This is a genomic window from Afifella sp. YEN Y35, assembly GCF_047553465.1.
Classification (GTDB): Bacteria; Pseudomonadota; Alphaproteobacteria; order Rhizobiales; family Afifellaceae; genus Afifella; species Afifella aestuarii.
In genome coordinates, this window is sequence record NZ_CP180203.1 from 3,830,128 (window position 1) to 3,850,597 (window position 20,470).

Sequence of the window (20,470 nt, forward strand, 5' to 3'; positions counted from 1 at the left end):
TTGCAGGGTCCCGACCCTCTGGTCATGCTCCTTCGCGCCCGGGACCGCTGAAGCTCCCTGATTCGTCCCGCTCAGCATTGAGCAGATGCCGGTAGCCGTGCTCGGTCATCCAACGGGCGCGCTTCAGATGCGTCTCCCAGCAGCGGCGAGCACAGTGGGGCTCCGCGTCCGGATCGCGATGCAGGACGATGCGGGCGACCTCGCGCCAGTCGGCGCCTTCGGCCTCGGCGTCCAGCAGGCGCAGGTAGGTGACGAAGTGGTCCTCGTCATAGGACGTGATTTCGTCCGCCCACGGCACCTCGTCGGCGATCTCGGGGTCGAGTTTGGCCATGCACCCGTCCTCCGTGCCGTGCGCATCCATGGCACCCGTTCAGGGCTGCCTCCGGGCGTCGGGTGCGCGGCGCTGCTCCACCTATCATAATACGGAATGGCGCCGGGGGCCCGCGGGCATATTTCGATTAATGTCTCCGGTCAGGTGCAATTCCTGCGGAACAGCGACGGCGTCGTCCCCGTCATCTTGCGGAACACGTCCGTTAAATGGCTGTGGCTGGAGAAGCCAAGGGCGAGCGCGATGTCCGTGATCGACGCACGGTCCGACAGCAGCATCTCCTTCGCCTTCTGAATCCGGCGCTCTGTGATGTAGCGGCAAGGCGGCTTGCCGAACGTTGCCTTGAAGGCCTTGCCGAAATGATGCGGGCTGAGTCCCGCTTCCGCGGCGAGCGCTGCGAGTCCGATATCTTCGTCCAGATGCGCCTCGATAAAGTCGACGATCCGCCGCCGGCGCGAGGCGCCGAGACCGCCCCGGACCGACGGCGGCGGCTTGCCGTTTTCGCCGTAGGTCTCGAACAAACGCAGGGCGAGCGACGTGCCGACGAGGTCCAGGCACAGCCCGCCACAGCGGCTATCGTGGACCAAGCTGCGCCTGAGGCATGCTATCAGCTCCTCGACCGCCGGGTCACGGAGCGCCGCTCTACCTCTGATCTCCGGTACGCGCCCGTCGAAGGCGTTGCCGATTGTGCGTTCGATGAAGCTATTTTCCATGGCAATGACGAAGGACTGCTTGTCGGCCGTCCAGCCGACATGGGCGGCCCGATCGGCCGGGCTCAGATGAAAGTGCCCTGCAGCGACCGGATATTTCTCGGTGCGGCGGCTGTCAGGCAAACGGCAGATGAGGTCCAGCGGTTCGCTTTCATGCATGAAAAGGGCGAACTGTGCCGTGACGATCTTTGTTCCGGGGTTGATCGGGATATCGCATCGGCTAACGACAATGCCGTTACGGGCGATGCGCCGTGTGACGGACAGTACCGGGGACGCAATTTCCGACGTGAAATCGACCAAAGTGGTTTCGGCCATGACGCAATCTCCATCGCCTGAAAATTGATGTCTCGGCCGATAGCGGGTTGCCGGCCTTTAACAAGTTCCATTCCCGGTAGAGTGTGTGTTTCAAAATAGATGATCCTGTGACAGCTCTGTGATGAGGGCGGCGCAACTGTGGCAATCTCGGGTTTCGTTTTCTCTGCCCGAGTTCATTTGTACTTTAATAAAATTCTGTAGTTTGCAGGTCTGGCCAGATCTGACGTTGCGAATATTGTAACGATTTCCTGAAAGACGCCGCGAAAACACGGAAGCCAATCCGTGTCTCAACTATCGATAGTAATCGATGTCGTCGGCGCCCTCCCGCCAGTGATATCGACCTGGCAGGAGGCGGCTTGTCCCAGGTGCTGTGCGACGGATCGTCAAATGGCCGCGCCGCGTCCGCTACGGCCGGATGGCCTCATGGGAGGAGACAAGCCCCATGTCCAAGGAGAAGACCGTCCCCGGCATAAGTCCGCGCGCCGACTGGCGCGATCCCGAAAGTTACAAACCCCTCATCGACCTGGACCGGGCCGGTTGCGCCTGGGAGTGGCTCAAGCGCAATCCCGACTTCGCCACGGCTGCCGGTGGGCTGCCACAGGTGTCGCCTCCACTCCGTCCGTCCGCCACCGAGCCCCGGCTGAAGGCCGCTCAGCCCCGAGTCCTCCGCATCCAGAATCCGGGGCCGTTCGAACACTGGGGCGTCTTCTTTCACCACTGGCGTTGCCCTGCCGGCTACGGACGTCTTTTGGCTGCTCGATCTCAATCCATCGGTGCTCGTCGTGGAAGCGCAGCCCATTGCACCCGGCCACACCGACGCCTTCGACATCCGATGCTTTGCGTCACTGGCGACTGTGTTGTGCTGCGGCGGATCCGAGCACGTGCTTTTCAGCGATGGCTTGCGCCATCTCCAACTGATGGTGACGGCAGGCAGTGTTCTCGATGGCCCGGTGTGCTTCCGCTACCTGCTGTCGGGTCTCCGGCACACGGAGGCGAAGGTTCCGGCGCTGCAACAGCTGTGCGGGCTTTGCCGCCTCGGCCGTCTGCCGCGCGGCCTCTTTCCGCCGGAGCGCCGGGCCAAGCGCTGGGCGATGATGCTGCGCGCCTGGGACGGAGAAATGGCGGGCGCAAGCCGGCGGCAGGTGGCGGCGGCGATCTTCGGGGAGACGGCGGCGCACGAGCTCTGGGAGTCCGGTTACCGTTCCCGCATGCAGCGGCTTGTCCGCGAGGCCGAGGAGATGGTCAGCGGCGGCTACCTGAGACTTCTGGGGCGGGCGGCAGGGGGAAAGGGAGGCCTCTGACGGATGAAGGGCTGAAGCCGGCAAGAGAGAGCCGGCCCGCCCGCAACCCGTGAGGAGACCTTCCATGTTCCAGTTCGCCCGCCTGTCCGCCGTCATCGGCATTGTATTTTTCGCCTTTCTGTCCTTTTGGCCCGCGCTCGACGAGGAGCATTCCGGCCCGGCCAATGTGATCGACGCCGATACAATCGAAGTGGGCGGCGAGAAGCATCGCCTCTACGGCGTCGATGCCGTGGAGATCGACCAGCGCTGCCGCCGTCGCGACAGCGCGGAATGGCCTTGCGGCAGAGAGGCCGCCGCCGCGCTCGCCAAATTTCTCGAAGGCCGAAAGGTCAATTGCGAAGTCTGGCAGGGAACGACGCGCGATGCCCATGGCTGGTTCGTATCTGTCTGCTACGCCGGTAGCGACGACATCAGTAGCTGGGTGGCGAAGAACGGCTGGGCGGTTGCCGATCGCGACGCCAATCGTCTCTACAACTACACAAGCGACGAGGGCACTGCCCGGTTTCTGCGTCGCGGCATCTGGGACGGAACCTTCGATCCGCCCGCCGAATGGCGGCGCCGGCTGCAGGCGGGAGGGCAGCTATGAACGCGCCGTTTCTTCCGCCGGCCGACACCTCCACCACCAGACTGCGAGCGCTTTCGCTCGGCGCCGGTGTCCAATCCACCACCCTCGCACTAATGGCCGCCCATGGTGAGGTCGCCTATAGGGCCGCTCTCGACAAGTTCGAGAGCGGCCCTTTCGCCCGTGACGGGTTTTCAGGTCCGGAACGGTTCCGGGCCGCCCGTCGCGGGAGAACATCGATGCACGATCGCGATTACGGCGCCGACATCGCCAAGGCCATCGCCACGCCGGGCGGCCATCTGAAGATCGGTCGTGGAGGGTTCAGTCTGCATTACCTGAATGAGTATGGCGGCCAGAGCAGCCTGTCCGGCTACGACTGCGACGCCGTGAAACAGCAGGCCATCGCCGCCGGACTTGCGGTGATCGACAGCCGCTGTGTCGACTTCGACAAGGTGGCCAGGCTCGCTATCTCCGGGCCGATGATCGGCGTGGGCGGAACGCCCGACCCTGAACCATGGGGCGCGTTCTCCTATGCCCCGCTGGTCGTGGTCGCTCGCGCCTACGCCACAGCCGGGGCGGAGGTCTACAACCTCGACCTGGAGGAAGCGGCGGGGGCGGCGACCTGAAGAGGGAGAGGGAAGTGGGTGTCTTCGTGACGAGCCTGGTTGGGGAAAGAGGGCTTTCTCCGGCTCGTCACGGAGAACCGAAATGGCAAACCCCAAGAAAATCTCCCTCTCCCAGTCCCGGGATATTCCGTTCGACAAGTTGGTGCAGTCGAGCCGCAACGTCCGGCGGGTGCGGGCCGGTGTATCGATCGAGGAACTGGCCGAGGACATCGTCCGGCGCACCTTGTTGCAATCTCTGAGCGTGCGGGCGGTGATCGGCGAAGACGGTCAGCCCACTGAAAAATATGAGGTGCAGGCCGGCGGGCGCCGCTACCGGGCGCTGGAGCTGCTGGTCAAGCAGAAACGGCTGGCGAAGAACGCGCCGATCCCCTGCATCGTGCGGGAGGACGGCATTCTGGAAGAGGATTCGCTGGCCGAAAACTGCCAGCGCGTATCGCTCCACCCGTTGGATCAATTCCGCGCCTTCCAGTCGCTCAAGGTGCAGGGCCTCGGCGAGGAGGAGATCGCCGCCCGCTTCTTCGTGACGCCGCAGATCGTCAAGCAGCGGCTGAAGCTGGCCAGCGTGTCACCCAGGCTGCTGGAAGTCTATGCCGATGACGGCATGTCGCTGGAGCAACTGATGGCCTTCACGATTTCCGACGATCCTGCCCGGCAGGAACAGGTCTGGGAGACCGTGCAGCGCGGCTACAACAAGGAACCCTATTACATCCGCAAGCTGCTGACGGAAGACACCGTCCGCGCCACCGACAAGCGTGCCCGCTTCGTCGGGCTCGCAGCCTACGAGGAAGCCGGCGGCATCGTGCTGCGCGACCTGTTCTCGCAGAATGACGAAGGCTGGCTCCAGGATGTGGCGTTGCTGGAGCAATTTGTCACCGAGAAGCTCGCGGCCGAGGCCGAGACGATCAAGGCCGAAGGCTGGAAGTGGATCGAGGTCGCTCCGGACTTCCCCTATGGCCACACCGCCGGCCTGCGCCGCGTTATGGGTGAAATGGAGCCGCTGTCCGACGACGAGTATGCCCGCCGCGAAGCCCTGCGGTCGGAGCTCGTGGAGATCGAGCAGCGCTATTTCCAGGAAAGCGACGAGGATCTGCCCGAAGAGATCGACCGGCGCCTCGCCGAGATCGAGGCGGAGCTCGACGCCTTCGAGGAGCGGCCGGTTTGCTACGACCCCGAAGAGGTGGCGCGCGGCGGCGCCTTCGTCTCCATCGACGGCGACGGCCGGCTGAAGGTCGAGCGCGGCTATGTCCGGCCCAAGGATGAGGCGCCGGTCGCGGACGACGGGGGTGGTGCTGGCGAAGCAAGAGGCGATGTCGATGCAGCATCACCAGGTTCCGTCGAAGGCGCGCATTTCGCATCCAGTCAGGATCCGACGAACACGAGTTCCTCCGACGCCGACGCGGATGGTGAGGAAGACGGCCTGAAGCCGCTGTCCGAGCGCCTGGTCATGGAACTGACAGCGCACCGGACACTCGCCCTGCGCGATGCATTGGCGGGCGACCCTGACATCGCCTTCCTCTCCGCGCTCTATGCCCTCGTGCTCCAGACCTTCTGGCGTTATCCGACCGCGAGCTGCCTGGAGATTCGCGCCGAAAGCCCGACGCCGACCGTTCAGGGGCCGGGGCTGAAGGAAAGCCAGTCGGCGAAGGCCATCGACGAGCGGCACGCGAACTGGGAGAAGCAGCTTCCCGGCGAGCCGGAACTGCTCTGGGAGTTCCTCTGCGATTTCGACCACGACAGCCGCATGGCGCTCTTCGCCCATTGCGTCTCGCTCACTGTCAACGCGGTGCATGAGCCGTGGAACCGGACACAGGGACGCCGGCATCATGCCGACCAAATCGCCTCCGCGGTTTCACTCGACATGACCGCTGCCGGGTGGAAGCCGACGGCGGAGAGCTATCTCAATCGCGTGCCGAAGGCCCGCATCCTCGAGGCGGTCACCGAGGCCAAGGGCGCCGGCATGGCGGAACTGATCGAAGGGTTGAAGAAGTCCGACATGGCCGAGCAGGCCGAGCGGCTTCTGGCCGATACCGGCTGGCTACCCGAGCCGCTGCGCACGCCCGGCGTCGAGACAGCTTCGCATGCCGGTGAAGGCGCTGAGGCCGAACCGGACGGTCAGCCTCAAGGAGAATCGGCTGCCGATCTGCCTGAGTTCCTCACCGCCGCTGAGTGATCGCTCCGGCTGTTCCCGTCAATCCCAACCACATGAAGCCCGGCCCCGCGCGGCGTCAGCCCGCGCAAGTCGAAAGACTGGCCGGGCTTCGCCTTTTTCCGGAGACGTCACATGCAGTGCGAACGCATGATTTTCCCGAACGAAAGACCTGTCCACACGCCTTGGGGCGTCGCCGATTACGCCCGCGAATACGCCGAGGGCATCGTCTTCTACGGCACGCCGTCCCATGGCGGCTTCAAACTTTCCGCCGAACGCATGGCTCAGATGCATCCCGCCCTGCGCGAAAAGGACGGGTGGTTCGAAGAGGACTGCGCCTGGGCCAAGGTCGCCTTCGCCTTTCGCGAATGCTTCACCGGTGAGCAGCAGGAGGCCGCGATCCGGACGCTAAAGGATTGGTGCCCGGATGAATATGAGGCGGTCACCGGCGAAACCCTCGCCCCCGGCGACTCCCACATCAAGGACCAGCGCCTCTTCCACGAATGCCATGCGCAAGACTGGGTAGTGATCAGCGCCATCAGGTCGGACCAGCATTCCGGCATGGTCGAGTGCATCGCCACTCTTGGCGGCAAGCGCGGGCAATGGGGCAAGCCCGATTCCGCTGAGCGGCGCTATCTCGTGCCGGATGCCGAATATGACCGGCGCGGCGAATTCGGTTTCGTCATCGATCCCGATCGCCACGCACTCTGCGACGGCCCCACCGTAGCTGACGCGACCATCGCGCGGAGGGCGGCGTCATGATCCCTGACCACATCCGCGCCAATTTCCAGACCCTCATGCGCGCCGCCGAAAACGGCGACCTGGCGCTGATGGAATGCGCGGACGCCGAAACCGACGCGCCGCGTTACGTCATATGCACCGTCGGCCGCAACGGTGGCGAATACCTCTTCACGCCCTTCGGCCATCTGGTGGAGGGGAATCCCTACGAGGCTTACCGGCCGCCAGAGTGAGAGCAGACCGGGATGAGGGCGGGCCGGGAGCGGGCAAGAGAGAGCCTGCCCCGGCCTTTTCCTGAAACCTCAATCCCGGAGCAGTCTCATGAAGCTGATGACACCAGCGGCGGCGGTGACGGCCGCCGCGCTCATCCGTGCGCCCGAAGAAGAGGCCGCCTGCATCCTCAAGGCGGCGGAGCGCATTCTCACCGGTCTCGAACGCGGCGTTCTCATTGAGGCCCGCGTCCTGCGGCAAGCGATGGAGGAGGCGTTCGGCGGTTCGGACGCCGAGGGCTTCTGGACCTGGAAGGCCGCATACGAAGCCTGCGAAGCCGCGCAGGTGCTGTTCCTCCGCAGATATGGTCGCGCCATGCGGGAGAAGGCGGGCTCGCCCGTAGCGATGCTCGCCATGCTTTCCCGCATCGCCGAGCTTCTTCCCACCCACACCCGCCGCACGCAGGAATCCGAGGAGTTCCAGCAGTTCAGCACCCCTATTCCCCTTGCCTATGTGGCCAGCATCGCGGCGGGCCTTACCGGCGACGATGCGGTGCTGGAGCCGTCAGCCGGCACGGGGATGCTTGCCGTATTCGCCGAGATCATGGGTGCGCGGCTGGCGCTCAACGAGATCGCCGAAACGCGGGCGGCGCTTCTGCGGCGGCTGTTCCCGGATAGCCTGGTCAGCACACATGATGCCGCCAGCATCGATGACCGGCTGGCGGACGATATCGCGCCGTCGGTCGTGCTGATGAACCCGCCTTTCTCGGCGGCGCTCCACGTGCAGGGGCGCGTGGCGCAAGCCGACTTCCACCACGTGCGCTCGGCGTTGGCGCGCCTGCCCGAGGGCGGTCGCCTGGTCGCCATCACCGGCCACAATTTCCCCGCCGATAAGCTGAACGGCGCGGTGCGTTTCACCTGCGTTGTGGACGGCTCCGTCTATTACAAGCACGGGACCATCTTCGACACGCGCCTCACCGTCATCGACAGTGAGGCGCGTTGGCCCGAAGGGCCAGCAATCGATCCAGTGAATCGATTGCAGCGCCGAACGCTCGAAACGGCTTCGCCGCCGGTTTCGCCGCGCGCGGAGAACGCCGCCGACTTGCTCGCCCGTGTCATCGAACATGTGCCGCCTCGCTTGGAGGTGTACGGTGAGATCGGGCTCGGTACAGCGGCGAAGCCCGCGGTTGTGCGCAAAGTCGCGCCAATCGCGCGCAGGCCGCAGCCCGTCATTTCTGCCGCGCCCGATGCCGTCGAGCTCACCTATGAGCCCATCGAATGGAAGCCGGCCGAGGGCGCCGACCTGACCGACGCGCTTTACGAGGGCTACGCCCTGCAATCGATCCATATCCCAGGCGCCAGGCCGCATCCTACGAAGCTGGTGCAGTCGGCGGCTATGACGTCGGTGGCGCCGCCGCACCCTTCCTATCGGCCGCATCTTCCGGTGGATCTAATAAAGAGTAGCGTTCTCTCCGACGCTCAGCTTGAGAGCGTCATCTACGCCGGCGATGTGCATTCCGGGCATCTCGCCGGATCGTGGTTGGTCGATGAGACCTTCGACAATATCCATGCCGCACCGGAAGGCGCCGAGAATGCCGTGCGCTTCCGCCGCGGCTGGTTCCTGGGCGACGGCACCGGCTGCGGCAAGGGCCGACAGGTCGCCGGCATCATCCTCGACAACTGGATCAAGGGCCGCCGCAAGGCGGTGTGGATCTCCAAGTCCGACAAGCTGATCGAGGACGCGCAGCGCGACTGGTCGGCGCTCGGCATGGAGCGCTTGCTGGTTCAGCCGCTGTCGCGTTTCAAGCAGGGAACGCCGATCCGGCTGACCGAAGGCATCCTCTTCGTCACATACGCCACCCTGCGTTCCGCCGAACGCGAAGGCAAAGCCTCGCGTCTTCAGCAGATCATTGAATGGCTGGGGGCTGACGCCGGCTCCCACGCCTGCGCGGGGGCAGGCTCTGCCGGGGAGAGCTTCGATGGCGTGATCGTCTTCGACGAAGCCCATGCGTTAGCGAACGCCGCCGGCGGCAAGGGCGAGCGCGGTGAGCAGCTCCCCTCGCAGCAGGGCCGCGCAGGGCTGCGCCTGCAGCGGGCGTTGCCGGACGCCCGCGTGGTCTACGTCTCCGCCACCGGTGCCACCGATGTGCGCAACCTCGCCTATGCCGAACGGCTCGGCCTGTGGGGCGGTGAGGATTTCCCGTTCGCCAATCGAGCCGAATTCGTGCAGGCGGTCGAGGCCGGCGGGGTCGCGGCCATGGAGGTGATGAGCCGCGATATGAAGGCCCTCGGGCTCTACACGGCGCGTTCCCTTTCCTACGAGGGAGTCGAGGTCGACATCGTCGAGCACGATCTTAGCCCCGCGCAGGTCGCCATCTATGACGCCTATGCCGAAGCGTTCCAAGTGATACACCAGAACCTCAACGCCGCGCTCGAAGCGTCGAACATCACCGGATCGACCGGCACGCTCAACGGCCAGGCCAAATCCGCCGCCCGCTCGGCCTTCGAGTCGGCCAAGCAGCGGTTCTTCTCGCATCTCCTGACGGCCATGAAGTGCACGACGCTGATCAAAAGCGTCGAGGCGGATATGGAAGCCGGCCATGCTGCCGTGATCCAGCTCGTGTCCACCGGCGAGGCGGTGGTGGAGCGCAAGCTCGCGGAAATCCCTGCCGAGGAATGGAGCGACCTGTCGGTCGATCTATCTCCCCGCGAGATCGTCTGCTCCTACCTGAGCCATGCCTTTCCCACCCAACTCTTCGAGCCCTATACCGACGAGGACGGCAATCTGCATTCCCGCCCTGTCTTCGACGAATCCGGCAACCCGGTGCAATGCCGGGAGGCGGTCGCCGCGCGCGACCGCATGATCGAGCAGCTCGCCATGCTCGATCCGGTGCCCGGCGCGCTCGATCAGATTGTGCAGCATTTCGGAACGGACAAGGTCGCCGAGGTGACCGGCCGCTCGCGTCGGATCGTGCGCAACGGCGATCGCCTGTGCGTCGAGAACCGTCCGCCCTCGGCCAATCTCGGCGAGACGCAGGCGTTCATGGACGATGAGAAGCGCATCCTGGTCTTCTCCGACGCCGGCGGCACGGGCCGTTCGTACCATGCCGACCGGGGCGCGAAGAACCAGCGCCTGCGCGTCCACTACCTGCTCGAAGCCGGCTGGAAGGCCGACACCGCCATCCAGGGCCTCGGCCGCTCCAACCGCACCAATCAGGCGCAGCCGCCGCTGTTCCGCCCCATTGCCACGGACGTGAAGGCCGAGAAGCGCTTCCTCTCCACCATCGCGCGGCGGCTCGACACGTTGGGCGCAATCACCCGCGGGCAGCGTCAGACCGGCGGTCAGGGCCTGTTCCGTGCCGAGGACAATCTCGAAGGCGATCAGGCGCGGGCGGCGCTCAGGCAATTCTACATGCTGCTGGTGCAGGGCGGTATCGAGGGCTGCTCGCTCCAGCGGTTCGAGGAAGCCACGGGGTTGTCGCTCACCTTTGAGGGCGGGACACTGAAGGAAGACCTGCCGCCGATCACAACCTTCCTCAACCGCCTGCTGGCGCTGCCCATCGCCTTGCAGAACACCGTCTTCACGGCCTTCGAAGAGCTTTTGAACGCCCGGATCGAAGCAGCCATTGCAGCGGGCATCCATGATGTCGGGCTGGAGACGATCCGCGCCGAAAGCCTGATCGTCACCGACCGGCGTACCGTCTGGCGGCATGACAGCGGAGCCGAGACGCGGCTGTTCACCGTCCAGCGGAAAGATCGCAATCAGCCGCTTTCCGTCGATGAAGCCTTAACGATCCGCGATGGCAAGCTTCTGGTCAATGAGCGCTCGGGCCGGGCTTCTGTCAAAACCTCCGCGCCGAGCCTGATGCACGACGATGGTAGCGTGGAACGCCGCGTGCGGCTGATCCGCCCCATGCAGCGCGACACGATGAGCGTCGATGACTTCGCCGCCACGCACTGGAAGGAGGCGGAGAGGGAAGAGTTTATCGCCGCATGGGAAAAGGAGATCGCCGGAATCCCGGAATTCTCGACGAGCACGTTCCACCTCGTCACCGGCCTCCTGCTGCCGATCTGGCGGCGTCTTCCGGAGACCAACGCCCGCGTCTATCGCCTCCAAACCGATGATGGCGAGCGCATCATCGGCCGCATGCTGTCGCCCGTCGAGGCGGAGGCGGTTTGCCGCAATCTCGGCATCGATGCGCCGCAGATGTCGGCGGCGGACGCCTGGGGCCTCGTCAACGACGGCAAGGTCACGGTGCATCTCGTCGACGGTCTCAGCCTGCGCCGCGTGCGGGTGATGAACGAACACCGCATCGAACTCACCGGCTTCACCACCGGCATGATCGATGCCTTGAAAGCGCGCGGTCTGTTCAGTGAGATCATCTCCTGGAAGCTGCGGCTGTTCGTGCCTGTGGGCGAATCCGGCAAGGCGATTTTCGAGAGTCTCACCGACCGTTGGCCGCTCACCGAAATCGCGGATCGGGGGTGACATATGTCCCGCGCCGCCGATCTGGCGCGCCATCTCGGTGAACAGGCCGAGGCGGTGTGCCGCTATTACTTGCCGAACGGTCGCCGCCAGGGCCGATACTGGATCTGCGGCGATGTCATGGGAACGCCGGGGCGGAGCCTCTATGTCCGCCTTTCCGGCGAACGTGTCGGCAAGTTTTGCGATGCCGCTGATGGAACACATGGCGATCTTCTCGACCTCATCGCCCTCAATCGCGGCCTCGGCTTCCGCGCCGCGCTCGCTGAGGCGCGGGGATTCCTCAGCCTGCCTGTTCTGCCGGTCCGCCAGGTCGTCCCGCCCGTGCCGACGAACTCTTCCGAAGCGGCGCGGCGGCTCTTCGCCGCGTCGAAGCCGATCCAAGGCACGCTGGCGGAACGCTATCTTCAAAGCCGCGGCATCATTCTGCCTGCGGACGTATCCGTCCTGCGCTTTCATCCGCGCTGCTTTCATCGCGGGCCTGCGGGGCGCGAGATATGGCCGGCGCTCATCGCAGCGGTCACCGATCTCGACAGCGCCATTACTGGCGTGCATCGCACCTGGCTTGATCCTGGCGGCGCCAAGGCGCCTCTCGATCAGCCCCGCCGCGCCATGGGTCATCTCGCCGGAAACGCGGTCCGGCTCGGCGTTGCCTCCGACGTCCTGACGGCGGCGGAAGGCATCGAAACGGCGCTGGCGCTCAAGACCGTGATGCCCGCCATGCCGATCGTCGCCGCACTCTCCGCCGCCCACCTCGCTGCCCTGATTCTGCCGTCGTCGCTGCGTCGCCTCTATGTCGCGCGCGACAATGATGGGGCCGGGCGCTTTGCGGTGGAACGATTGCGCGCCCGCTCCAGAGCCGACGATATCGACATCCGCGCGCTCGCCCCGAGGACAGAGGATTTCAACGCCGATCTCCTGACGCTCGGCCCGGACCGACTCAGGGCATGGCTCGCCGAGCAGCTCGCTCCGGACGATGTTCAGCGTTTCCTGGTCGCGGATGAGCAGAGGCGATGCATGTGAAGTCCGTCAGCGCCGGACGGGCGAGGAGCGGCATCGGGGCCGGCCTTCCGGTTCACAAGGGGCCGCGCCACGGCCTTTCCAAGAGAGGGATCTGCCAGCGCCGGCCGGCTTTGCAACGGCCTTGCGGCCGTCCTCCACTTCGTTGCGGCCCGGCGGGTGCAAAGCCGCCCCTTGGCGCTGGCGGGCGATCCCCGGAAAGGCCGCGACGGACGCGGCCTCGGAACTGGGAGACAGCCCCATGCTGCACGACCTCTTCACCGACGACGCCATCGAACCCCATCACGCGGCATCGCCAACCGCCCATGTCCTCGACGAAATGGCGCTTCACGGTACCCGTCCCGGCCCGGACGATCCGGAGCTCCTGACCGTGCCCGAAGCCGACCGTGCCGAGCAGGAGATCGAAACCGCCGCAGCCGCCCTCATTGCCCTCATGGCCGATACGGCGCTCGATGACGATCTCGATGACGTCCTCTGGGGCTTCGCCAATCTCTTCCACCGCCGCGTCGGCTGGCTCGACCGCCTGCTCGACGACAACGAGATGACGCAGCGGCGCTTGGCAAGCGAGCAGGACGGCTCGGAGGTCAAATCGGTCGAACTCGAGCGCCTGACTGCCCGTGGCGAGGCATTGCTCGAACGCCGCGCCGCCTTCGAGAGCCTCCGCGACCTTGCCGCCGTCCAGTTCGAATCCGCGACAGGTTCCGCCTGGCGGCCGCGATCCGGCTCGATGACGAACCGGCGGACGATGACGGCGGCCATGATCGACAGCCGCGATTTTCTGGCCGCCAAGCGCCGGGCCGAGATCGAGCCGCTGCTGCCCGCCGGCCCCAGGATCGCCTTCACCGGCGGCGTCGACTGCAACGATCACGCCCGCATCTGGGAGGCCCTCGACAAGGCCCGCGCCAAGCATCCCGATATGGTGCTCATCCATGGCGGATCGCCCAAGGGCGCCGAGAAGATCGCCGCCTGCTGGGCCGACAATCGCGGCGTTTCTCAGATCGTCTTCAAGCCCGATTGGAACCGCCATCGGAACGCAGCCCCCTTCAAGCGCAACGACCAGATGCTCGAAGCGCTCCCCATCGGCCTCATCGCCTTCCCCGGCTCGGGCATCTCGCAGAACCTCGCCGACAAGGCGCGGACGATGGGGATCGCGGTGTGGCGGTTCGGCGAGGGCGGCGCCAAATAGGCGCCGTTCTCCTCCCGCTTATCGCGATGGACCGCGCTTAAGAACGGTCAGCAGGATGGCGAATGCCATCAGGCCTGCCGCCATTTGGAACGTTGTCGCAAATGCGGCGCTGATGGCCTCGGGCGCGGCCCCTACGATATCCGGCGTGCCGGCCGCCATGGCAAAAACCGCTCCCATGACTGATGCGCCGGTCATGAAGCCGAGATTGCGCGACGGGCCGAGCAGGCCGGAAATCATGCCGCGTTGGTCGTCCCTGGCCGCCAGCATGACCGTCGTATTGTTGGCGGCCAGAAAGAGCTGAAAGCCCGGCGTCAGCAGCATCAGGGACAGGATATAGCCCGCCACGCCGAAAATACCCGGCAAGACGGAAAGACACAGCAGGCCGATGACCATCTGCCCCAGGCCGACAATCAGTGTGCGTCCGGCCCCGAACCGGTCAGTAATCCTCCCGGCTGGAACGCCGGATAGCGCGGCCATGACCGGCCCGACCGCCATGACCAGGCCGACGAGGGCTTCGTTCAGGTGCAAGGCAAAGGTCAGATAAAACGGCCCGACCACCAGCGTCGCCATCATGACGTTGGAGACGAGAAGGTTCATCAGCAGCGATACCGAAACCGTGCGGCTGCCGAGCGCTGCAAGGTCAACGAGGGGCGTTTCCCTGCCGTGCTCCATGATAACGAAGACGACGACGCCCAGCGCCGCGCCGGCCAGCAGCAGGGCGTTCGTGATCGAAAAGCCATTCCCGCCACCGGACATGGACAAGGAATATGCTGCCAGCGTGAGCACGAGAACCAGTGCGCCCGGCAAGTCGAGACTTTTACGTTCCCCGCGCTGGCCGATCCGGTCTGTGGGGAGCGCCCGCGCCGCGAAGATCAAGGCCACGAGAGCCATCAGGGCAAGGATGAGAAACGTCGCCCGCCACCCCGACCAGGCGATGACAACCCGCCGAGAGACGGTCCGAGCGCGGTTCCGATGGCGGACATGGTGCCGAGCAGCCCCATGGCGGATCCGGTTCGCTCCTTCACGACTGCCTCACGGATAATCGAAACCGGCAGGGCCATGAGAATGGCGCCACCCACGCCCTGGGTGACCCGCGCGGCGATCAGCATAACGATGGTCGGTGCAATGCTGCAAAACGCGGAGGCCGCCCCGAAAATCACCAGCCCGGCAAGGAGCACGCGCCGGTGGCCGATCAGGTCACCCAGCCGTCCAGCCATGACAATGGTCACGGTCACCGAAAGCAGGTAGGCCAGAACGACCCACTGGGCGCCGGTCACGGGCAGGGCGAAATCGCGCGCCAAAATGGGCAAGGCCACGGTGACGGTGCTGATCCCCAGCGAGGCCAACAATATCGCCATGGCGAGGGCCGCGACGCCGAGACGCGGGCTTCGGGCCTGCGTGATCGCACCGTTGATTTCCATGCCTTTGTCCTTGCTGATTGCGCGTTGAAGCGGCACACCGCCACTTCAAGTTCGCTTGAGGTCAAGCATGGAAATTCTCGACATCGGCGAGGTGGCGGAACGCACCGGCGTGCCGGCCTCTGCCCTGCGCTATTATGATGAGATCGGCCTCGTTACCTCCGTCGGCCGACGGGGGCTACGCCGCCAGTTCGGGCCGGAAACGATCTGGCAATTGTCGCTGATTTCTCTTGGCAAAAAGGCCGGCTTCTCTCTCAAGGAAATTGCGGCGATGTTCGGCAAAGCGAGCGTCGTCGAACTGCCGCGACAAACTCTGCACGCCCGCGCCGATGAGATAGACAATCAGATCCGGGATCTGACCGTTCTCCGCGATATGCTCAGGCATGTGGCCGATTGCCCCGCACCATCCCACCTCGAATGCCCGCGCTTCAGGAAATTGCTACGGGTCGCAAGCCGGCCCGCAAGTCGCCGCTGACGGTTGATGGAGGTAAGCTGGAAACCCGTATCGGGAAGCGTCCGTGTTGCCTACCACTCAGCTCGCAACAAGAACGCCGCACCCCTTCAAGCGCAACGACCAGATGCTCGAAGCGCTGCCCATCGGCGTCATCGCCTTCCCCGGCTCGGGCGTCTCGCAGAGCCTCGCCGACAAGGCGCGGAAGATGGGGATCGCGGTGTGGCGGTTCGACAGCGGCGCCGAATAGGCGCCGCTACCTTCTGGCACTTCCGGTGAGCGGAAAATTGTCAGGGGCGGGTCCATCCTTCCGCCAGTTTCTCAATTACCTTCTCAAACCAGTTCTCGTACCAGTACCAGGTTTTGGCGACCATGACGCCGTAGCCCTTGCCGGGCTTACGTGCGTCAAGCTGCCTCGCAAGCAATGTGTGGTCATACATGCTGAACGCCTGATATCCGGCCGCTTTGACCTTCGCCACGATCTCGGAAGGCAGATATTTCGGCCGCTCCACCTCTTTCAGCAGCACCCTCTCGACAGCCTCCGCTTCTGGCGATCCAGGCTTGACAAATTCGACGGCGAGGTCGGCCTTCGCGGCCTTGCCAGATACCTTCGGCACGAAGGCCACTCGGTACCGGAATTTCGGGTCCTTCTGCTCATCCTCGGTCAGTCCATTGTGGAAATTGTCCATCGTGGCTGCGATGTGCGGCGGCAAGTCCGCGCCGATCAGGATTGCCCTCTGTGCACCGTCGAAGGTCACGAACTGCAGCGCGATCGGCAGCCGTTTCTCCAAGGCGAACTCTTTACCGAACAGCGACTTGATCGCATCGTTGAAATTGATGCAGCAGGCCTGAAGCTTGGCGCTCAGGGCATCGTCGATCCTGTTCGTGGAGCGATGCTCGATCTCGTGGCGAATCTCGGTCAGGAATTTCAGGTTGTTGATAATACCTTTCTCCAGCGGGCATTTCCCGTGTGCCAGACATTGGCCAAGTTCCCAATATTTGTCTGCGCCGCTCGGTGTTTTCTCGATGACACCGCCCTTCTTGTGCCGGTAGTCGATGCCCTCTCGCTTGTAGTAGGCGTGCAAGAGATAGGTCCAGGCGATGATGCTGGTGACGATGAAAAGCTCGGCCCTGAAATAGAGCCCGGCGCTGTTGAAGGTGTGGACGGCTGCAATCATTGCTTCTCGCGCTTTGATTAGCAGTTCGTCGCCCTGAAGATGCAAACCGGTTGCCGGATCGATATTCGGCCAGGCCGCGAGAAAAGCATCCAGTTCTGCATCGGAAGCAGGCTTTATACCCTTGTGTTTGGTCCCGTCGCGTATCTCGGAAATGCGCGCGTGATTGATCGATCGCGTAGGGCGCGAGAAATAGGCCTGGATGTCTTGCGGCACATATTTCTTCGCCAGCATCGCTTTGACGATGGCGACTTCCCATTTTTCCAACGTGTTACCCGGTCGCCGCGCCACGCTATTTCTCCCCATCCAGATTTCGTTTCTCCACTGTCACTGTGACGACTTGAGAACGTCAAGAATTTGCTGGCAAACACATCGAGTATCTCTCTGTCCAATGGGCGCCCGCGCGGGACAAGCCCCGCGCGCCGGGCTCTCGTGAACCGAACCGCCTTCGGCGTTTCGGCCTTCGGCTTCGATCCCTGGCGCGAGCGCCCGCTCAGCGGGCGGGTGGCGGTCCAACAGCGCCGGCCGAGGCGCGCGCCGCCGGACGCGATGGTGGCGGGGCCTGGAGGGGAGAATGTGGCGCTGGCCACGGTTCCCAAGACTAGACTGGATCGCCATCTTTCCTGCATCTCCGGCTCCGAGGGGCATGCGCATGCGGTTGAAAGGGGCACGGCACGCAGGCGGTTGGATTGGTATCGCTGCCTGCGGCTACAGTGGCGCACCAGCGCCAGTTTCATCGGCGCGGCGATGCCGTCAACGGCGCGGAACGGGGGCTTTGGACATGCCCTGGGTACGGTCAAAAGCCGGGTGGTTGGCGGTTTCCGTGTCGTCTAAACCCCGGCCAAGCCGTTGTCCGATGCGGTGAACTCGGTGGCGGGAAAGGCCATGGCGCTCCTTCGCCAACTGTTCATCGAGGCAGTCACCATCCCTGCATGTCTCTCATCGCGTAAATCCCGCGCCGGTCCGTTCAACCCGCCGTTCGGGAAAATTTCCCCTGCCGCGAAAAGTGCTCCGCTGACGCTGCGCCCCCGGCGGCCTATGGCCGCCTATTCTTACGAATAGCGCGCAGAGCGCGCGGGGGTGACGGCGAAGCCGTCAACTTTTCCCGGCATTCCTCGCGCCCGCTTCGCTCCAAATTTTCCCTCCCGGCGGGTCCTCCACTTCGTTCCGGCCCTTCGCTCACGCTGCGGGTGAACCGGCCCGCCTATGCGGTCTTTCCGCTGGAGCCATCGCAGGGATGGTCCCTGCGACGAACAGCGAAAGGATCATCACCATGGCCATCACCCTCGGCACGTTCACCAAGCAGAACGACGGCAGCTTCACCGGGACCCTCAAGACCCTCAACGTCACCGCCAGCCTCGTCGTCGTCCCCGTCGACAAGATGTCCGAAAACGCCCCCGACTATCGCGTCTATGCCGGCAACGGCCAGCGCTACGAGGTCGGCGCCGGCTGGAGCCAGGTCGCCAAGTCGAGCGGCGAGACCTACCTGAACCTCAAGATCGCCGCGCCGGAATTCGGCCCCAACTGGGTGCGCGCCCGCCTCGTCAAGCTGGAGACGCCGATGGAGGACGGCACCTCGCACCTCGCCCTGTGGGAGCCGCGCGAGCGCTGATCCCGCCCACTCCCGAAGACCCCGCCGGAGCGCATCCGGCGGGGCTTATCTTCATGCATTCCGCCGCGCCCGACCGCCGCAATCCAAACGGTGTCGGCGCTGGTCGCGCCGACGGGCTTTCCGTCTCGATCTTCCCATTCTGCCATCCGGCTTGGGCGAGCCTGTAAAGGATCGCGGGCACCCTCCAAAATGCTCCGTTCCGCTGGCGCTCCACTCCGCATTTTGGCTCCTCCCGCGCCCGCTTCGCGGCGGCTTCGCCGTCCTTGACAGGCTCTATCCGGATGACCGGGGACCCCGTTCTCTGACCAAGAGAACGGCTCAATCAAGGAGGTTCCCATGTCCATCCAGATCAATTTCGCCCACGGCATCCGCGTTGAATATCGCGACCATTTCTACGCCGAGGACGAGCTGCGCGAGAGCATTTGGCTCGTCAACATGGAGCTGTGCAACGGCCTGCCGAGGCGCGAGCACATTGAGGCCAAGCAGCAGATCGCGGAAATGGAAGCAGCGCTCAAGGCGCTTGTGACGGCCGAGGAAGCGGGGCGTTGAGCCCCGCCTTTCGGGGCGTTTTGTCCTCGCTGCGCTCGTTCATCTGCGATTCCGAGCCGGACGCCGGTCTTGTCCATTCATCGCGAAGGGGGGATCGTTTTCGGCACCCCCCGTTTTTCGATCCTGAGCAAGCACGCTCCCCGCCGACATCCTTTGCCCATTCGCGTCGATCTTCGTCGAAAGGAGCCAAAGGATGATCGATCACACATCGAGGGCGGCCGAGGCCCGCAAAGGCTCGCCATTCCTCTCCACGCGAGAGGCCGCATTCTATCTCGGCCTCTCCTTCCGCACTCTTGAAAAGATGCGCCTGACGGGCAACGGCCCACGCTTCCGCAAGCATGGCCGCTTTGTCCGCTACCACATCGCCGACCTCGATGCCTGGTCGGAAGGACGGCGGCATTCCTCCACATCTGACGAGGGAGAACGCGGATGAAAAGGCCCGCTTTCCTTCCTCTCGTCGCCACGCTTGCGGGCATCGCGCTCGTCGGCTTCTCCGCCATCGCGCACCCCCAGCCGCGCCTTGTCTGGAACGCCTCCGCCAGCGCGCCGATCGGTCTCTATCGCGTCGTTTCCGGCGCGCCGGAACGCGGCGACTTCATCTTCGTTCGCCTCCCGAAATCCATCGAAAAGCTGGCCGCCATTCGCGGCTATCTGCCCGCCGGCGTGCCGCTCATCAAGCGCGTTGCCGCCGTCGCAGGGGATGATGTCTGCGCCTTCGACGGGACCATCATCGTCAATGGCGAAATCGTTGCCCGACAGCGCAAGGTGGATCGGGCAGGACGTTCTCTGCCGCGCTGGAATGGATGTCGGGACCTTGTCCAGGGCGAATTCTTCCTCTTGGGCGACGCCCCGGACTCCTTCGACAGCCGCTATTTCGGGCCGGTGACGAGCGCCCGCGTGATCGGGAGGCTCGCCGCGCTATGGATCGACTGAGCCCCCTTATCTTCGCGGCGGCTGTCATCGTCACGCACGCCGAGGCCGCCGCTGTCCACCAGTTTCAGGCGCACATTGTCGAAGCGTCGCAGCGTTTCGGCATCCCCGCCAGATGGATCGAGGCGGTCATCATGGCCGAGAGCAACGGCGATGTGCGCGCCGTCTCACCCAAGGGCGCCATGGGCCTGATGCAGCTCATGCCGGAGACCTGGGCCGAATTGCGCCACCAGTATAATCTCGGCGCCGATCCCTTCGATCCGCGCGCGAACATCCTCGCTGGCACTGCCTACCTCAAGGCCATGCAGGACCGCTTCGGCTATCCGGCGCTCTTCGCCGCCTACAACGCCGGACCAGGCCGCTACGAGAACCATCTGCGGACCGGAAAACCGCTTCCCGCCGAGACCCGCGCCTATGTCGCGCGCATCGCAGAGACGCTCGCGGACGCGCGCGGATTCGCTTCGGACAGAGCGAAATTGCCGCCGACCGGCACGGGGAATCCCGATCACATCGCCTCCGGGCAGCGGCTCTTTTTCTCGCTCTCGCCGACGAAGAACGAGGCCGCAGGCGACGAAAATGCCGTCCCTAGTAGCGAGCTTTTCGTACCGCTTTCGACGCGAAAACCGGATGAAAAATGAGGCGAGAAATGCGTCGGCAGAGTCCGCTTCTCGCTCCTTCCTTCGCCCGGCGGCGCGCTTCGCCGCTGCCGGG

19 protein-coding genes and 2 pseudogenes are annotated in these 20,470 nt (G+C 64.7%); 17 read left to right on the forward strand and 4 right to left on the reverse strand.

Translation table 11 applies throughout. From position 1 onward, the window contains the following. Window positions 1–22: 22 nt before the first annotated feature. Together ACK8CP_RS18150 and ACK8CP_RS18155 are read right to left on the reverse strand one after the other, a co-directional pair. The gene (locus ACK8CP_RS18150) at window positions 23–331 is read right to left on the reverse strand and encodes a DNA -binding domain-containing protein (protein ID WP_414832747.1); all 309 of its coding nucleotides are present in this window, start codon (window positions 329–331) and stop codon (window positions 23–25) included. A gap of 140 nt (window positions 332–471) precedes the next feature. After that, window positions 472–1,353 carry a helix-turn-helix transcriptional regulator gene (locus ACK8CP_RS18155; protein WP_414832748.1) on the reverse strand — a complete coding sequence of 294 codons (882 nt, stop codon included), beginning with the start codon at window positions 1,351–1,353 and terminating at the stop codon, window positions 472–474. 442 nt (window positions 1,354–1,795) lie between these two features. On the opposite strand from ACK8CP_RS18155, the pseudogene ACK8CP_RS18160 reads away from it, so the two are divergent. From ACK8CP_RS18160 to ACK8CP_RS18205, 10 genes and pseudogenes are all read left to right on the forward strand, one after another. After that, window positions 1,796–1,900: pseudogene (locus ACK8CP_RS18160) on the forward strand (hypothetical protein); the annotation flags it as partial. Window positions 1,901–2,234: 334 nt separating this feature from the next. Then, window positions 2,235–2,654, forward strand: a complete 420-nt coding sequence (locus tag ACK8CP_RS18165; RefSeq protein ID WP_414832749.1) for a DNA -binding domain-containing protein — start codon at window positions 2,235–2,237, stop codon at window positions 2,652–2,654. Window positions 2,655–2,718: 64 nt separating this feature from the next. Beyond that, window positions 2,719–3,240, forward strand: a complete 522-nt coding sequence (locus ACK8CP_RS18170) for a thermonuclease family protein (RefSeq protein WP_414832750.1) — start codon at window positions 2,719–2,721, stop codon at window positions 3,238–3,240. Continuing rightward, window positions 3,237–3,842 carry a hypothetical protein gene (locus ACK8CP_RS18175; protein WP_414834315.1) on the forward strand — a complete coding sequence of 202 codons (606 nt, stop codon included), beginning with the start codon at window positions 3,237–3,239 and terminating at the stop codon, window positions 3,840–3,842. Before ACK8CP_RS18170 ends, ACK8CP_RS18175 begins: the two co-directional genes overlap by 4 nt. A gap of 82 nt (window positions 3,843–3,924) precedes the next feature. After that, a complete protein-coding gene (locus tag ACK8CP_RS18180; RefSeq protein WP_414832751.1) occupies window positions 3,925–6,012 on the forward strand; it encodes a ParB/RepB/Spo0J family partition protein in 2,088 nt (695 codons plus the stop codon). A 111-nt stretch (window positions 6,013–6,123) separates the two neighbouring features. Next, window positions 6,124–6,750 carry a DUF7007 domain-containing protein gene (locus ACK8CP_RS18185; RefSeq protein WP_414832752.1) on the forward strand — a complete coding sequence of 209 codons (627 nt, stop codon included), beginning with the start codon at window positions 6,124–6,126 and terminating at the stop codon, window positions 6,748–6,750. Continuing rightward, a complete protein-coding gene (locus tag ACK8CP_RS18190; RefSeq protein WP_414832753.1) occupies window positions 6,747–6,959 on the forward strand; it encodes a DUF6117 family protein in 213 nt (70 codons plus the stop codon). The genes ACK8CP_RS18185 and ACK8CP_RS18190 overlap by 4 nt, the downstream gene beginning before the upstream one ends. A gap of 97 nt (window positions 6,960–7,056) precedes the next feature. Beyond that, a complete protein-coding gene (locus ACK8CP_RS18195; protein ID WP_414834298.1) occupies window positions 7,057–11,424 on the forward strand; it encodes a strawberry notch-like NTP hydrolase domain-containing protein in 4,368 nt (1,455 codons plus the stop codon). Between the two features lie 3 nt (window positions 11,425–11,427). Beyond that, window positions 11,428–12,441 (forward strand): toprim domain-containing protein, encoded by a 1,014-nt coding sequence (locus ACK8CP_RS18200; protein WP_414832754.1) that lies wholly within the window; start codon window positions 11,428–11,430, stop codon window positions 12,439–12,441. Window positions 12,442–12,679: 238 nt separating this feature from the next. After that, the gene (locus tag ACK8CP_RS18205; protein WP_414832755.1) at window positions 12,680–13,624 is read left to right on the forward strand and encodes a DUF2493 domain-containing protein; all 945 of its coding nucleotides are present in this window, start codon (window positions 12,680–12,682) and stop codon (window positions 13,622–13,624) included. An 18-nt stretch (window positions 13,625–13,642) separates the two neighbouring features. Here ACK8CP_RS18205 and ACK8CP_RS18210 read toward each other — a convergent pair. Further along, window positions 13,643–14,961 (reverse strand): annotated as a pseudogene (locus ACK8CP_RS18210) (MFS transporter); the annotation flags it as partial. 151 nt (window positions 14,962–15,112) lie between these two features. Here ACK8CP_RS18210 and ACK8CP_RS18215 point away from each other — a divergent pair. Together ACK8CP_RS18215 and ACK8CP_RS18220 are read left to right on the forward strand one after the other, a co-directional pair. Beyond that, window positions 15,113–15,517, forward strand: coding sequence for a helix-turn-helix domain-containing protein (locus ACK8CP_RS18215; RefSeq protein ID WP_414832756.1), 405 nt, complete (start codon window positions 15,113–15,115; stop codon window positions 15,515–15,517). A 43-nt stretch (window positions 15,518–15,560) separates the two neighbouring features. Continuing rightward, window positions 15,561–15,743, forward strand: coding sequence for a hypothetical protein (locus tag ACK8CP_RS18220; RefSeq protein WP_414834316.1), 183 nt, complete (start codon window positions 15,561–15,563; stop codon window positions 15,741–15,743). Between the two features lie 40 nt (window positions 15,744–15,783). Here the strand turns inward: ACK8CP_RS18220 and ACK8CP_RS18225 are convergent, their stop codons facing one another. Then, the gene (locus ACK8CP_RS18225) at window positions 15,784–16,959 is read right to left on the reverse strand and encodes a DUF3644 domain-containing protein (protein ID WP_414832757.1); all 1,176 of its coding nucleotides are present in this window, start codon (window positions 16,957–16,959) and stop codon (window positions 15,784–15,786) included. 982 nt (window positions 16,960–17,941) lie between these two features. Here ACK8CP_RS18225 and ACK8CP_RS18230 point away from each other — a divergent pair. The 5 genes from ACK8CP_RS18230 to ACK8CP_RS18250 all read left to right on the forward strand — a co-directional run bounded on the left by ACK8CP_RS18230 (window position 17,942) and on the right by ACK8CP_RS18250 (window position 20,397). Further along, window positions 17,942–18,280 (forward strand): DUF736 domain-containing protein, encoded by a 339-nt coding sequence (locus ACK8CP_RS18230; RefSeq protein WP_142849580.1) that lies wholly within the window; start codon window positions 17,942–17,944, stop codon window positions 18,278–18,280. A 336-nt stretch (window positions 18,281–18,616) separates the two neighbouring features. Continuing rightward, window positions 18,617–18,829 carry a hypothetical protein gene (locus tag ACK8CP_RS18235; RefSeq protein WP_414832758.1) on the forward strand — a complete coding sequence of 71 codons (213 nt, stop codon included), beginning with the start codon at window positions 18,617–18,619 and terminating at the stop codon, window positions 18,827–18,829. A 193-nt stretch (window positions 18,830–19,022) separates the two neighbouring features. Continuing rightward, window positions 19,023–19,262 carry a helix-turn-helix transcriptional regulator gene (locus ACK8CP_RS18240; RefSeq protein WP_085126727.1) on the forward strand — a complete coding sequence of 80 codons (240 nt, stop codon included), beginning with the start codon at window positions 19,023–19,025 and terminating at the stop codon, window positions 19,260–19,262. Further along, window positions 19,259–19,762, forward strand: coding sequence for a conjugative transfer signal peptidase TraF (gene traF, locus ACK8CP_RS18245; protein ID WP_414832759.1), 504 nt, complete (start codon window positions 19,259–19,261; stop codon window positions 19,760–19,762). Before ACK8CP_RS18240 ends, traF begins: the two co-directional genes overlap by 4 nt. After that, window positions 19,750–20,397: a lytic transglycosylase domain-containing protein gene (locus tag ACK8CP_RS18250; protein WP_414832760.1), complete on the forward strand. Its 648-nt coding sequence runs from the start codon at window positions 19,750–19,752 to the stop codon at window positions 20,395–20,397. Before traF ends, ACK8CP_RS18250 begins: the two co-directional genes overlap by 13 nt. Window positions 20,398–20,470 lie beyond the last annotated feature (73 nt).

What these genes read in the sequence shown, in the direction of transcription:
- ACK8CP_RS18150 (WP_414832747.1), bottom strand. Translation starts at nt 331, where the DNA reads ATGGCCAAACTCGACCCCGAGATCGCCGACGAGGTGCCGTGGGCGGAC.
- ACK8CP_RS18240 (WP_085126727.1), top strand. Translation starts at nt 19,023, where the DNA reads ATGATCGATCACACATCGAGGGCGGCCGAGGCCCGCAAAGGCTCGCCA.
- ACK8CP_RS18235 (WP_414832758.1), top strand. Translation starts at nt 18,617, where the DNA reads ATGTCCATCCAGATCAATTTCGCCCACGGCATCCGCGTTGAATATCGC.
- ACK8CP_RS18170 (WP_414832750.1), top strand. Translation starts at nt 2,719, where the DNA reads ATGTTCCAGTTCGCCCGCCTGTCCGCCGTCATCGGCATTGTATTTTTC.
- ACK8CP_RS18205 (WP_414832755.1), top strand. Translation starts at nt 12,680, where the DNA reads ATGCTGCACGACCTCTTCACCGACGACGCCATCGAACCCCATCACGCG.
- ACK8CP_RS18215 (WP_414832756.1), top strand. Translation starts at nt 15,113, where the DNA reads ATGGAAATTCTCGACATCGGCGAGGTGGCGGAACGCACCGGCGTGCCG.
- ACK8CP_RS18185 (WP_414832752.1), top strand. Translation starts at nt 6,124, where the DNA reads ATGCAGTGCGAACGCATGATTTTCCCGAACGAAAGACCTGTCCACACG.
- ACK8CP_RS18175 (WP_414834315.1), top strand. Translation starts at nt 3,237, where the DNA reads ATGAACGCGCCGTTTCTTCCGCCGGCCGACACCTCCACCACCAGACTG.
- ACK8CP_RS18190 (WP_414832753.1), top strand. Translation starts at nt 6,747, where the DNA reads ATGATCCCTGACCACATCCGCGCCAATTTCCAGACCCTCATGCGCGCC.
- traF (WP_414832759.1), top strand. Translation starts at nt 19,259, where the DNA reads ATGAAAAGGCCCGCTTTCCTTCCTCTCGTCGCCACGCTTGCGGGCATC.
- ACK8CP_RS18155 (WP_414832748.1), bottom strand. Translation starts at nt 1,353, where the DNA reads ATGGCCGAAACCACTTTGGTCGATTTCACGTCGGAAATTGCGTCCCCG.
- ACK8CP_RS18230 (WP_142849580.1), top strand. Translation starts at nt 17,942, where the DNA reads ATGGCCATCACCCTCGGCACGTTCACCAAGCAGAACGACGGCAGCTTC.
- ACK8CP_RS18200 (WP_414832754.1), top strand. Translation starts at nt 11,428, where the DNA reads ATGTCCCGCGCCGCCGATCTGGCGCGCCATCTCGGTGAACAGGCCGAG.
- ACK8CP_RS18195 (WP_414834298.1), top strand. Translation starts at nt 7,057, where the DNA reads ATGACACCAGCGGCGGCGGTGACGGCCGCCGCGCTCATCCGTGCGCCC.
- ACK8CP_RS18250 (WP_414832760.1), top strand. Translation starts at nt 19,750, where the DNA reads ATGGATCGACTGAGCCCCCTTATCTTCGCGGCGGCTGTCATCGTCACG.
- ACK8CP_RS18180 (WP_414832751.1), top strand. Translation starts at nt 3,925, where the DNA reads ATGGCAAACCCCAAGAAAATCTCCCTCTCCCAGTCCCGGGATATTCCG.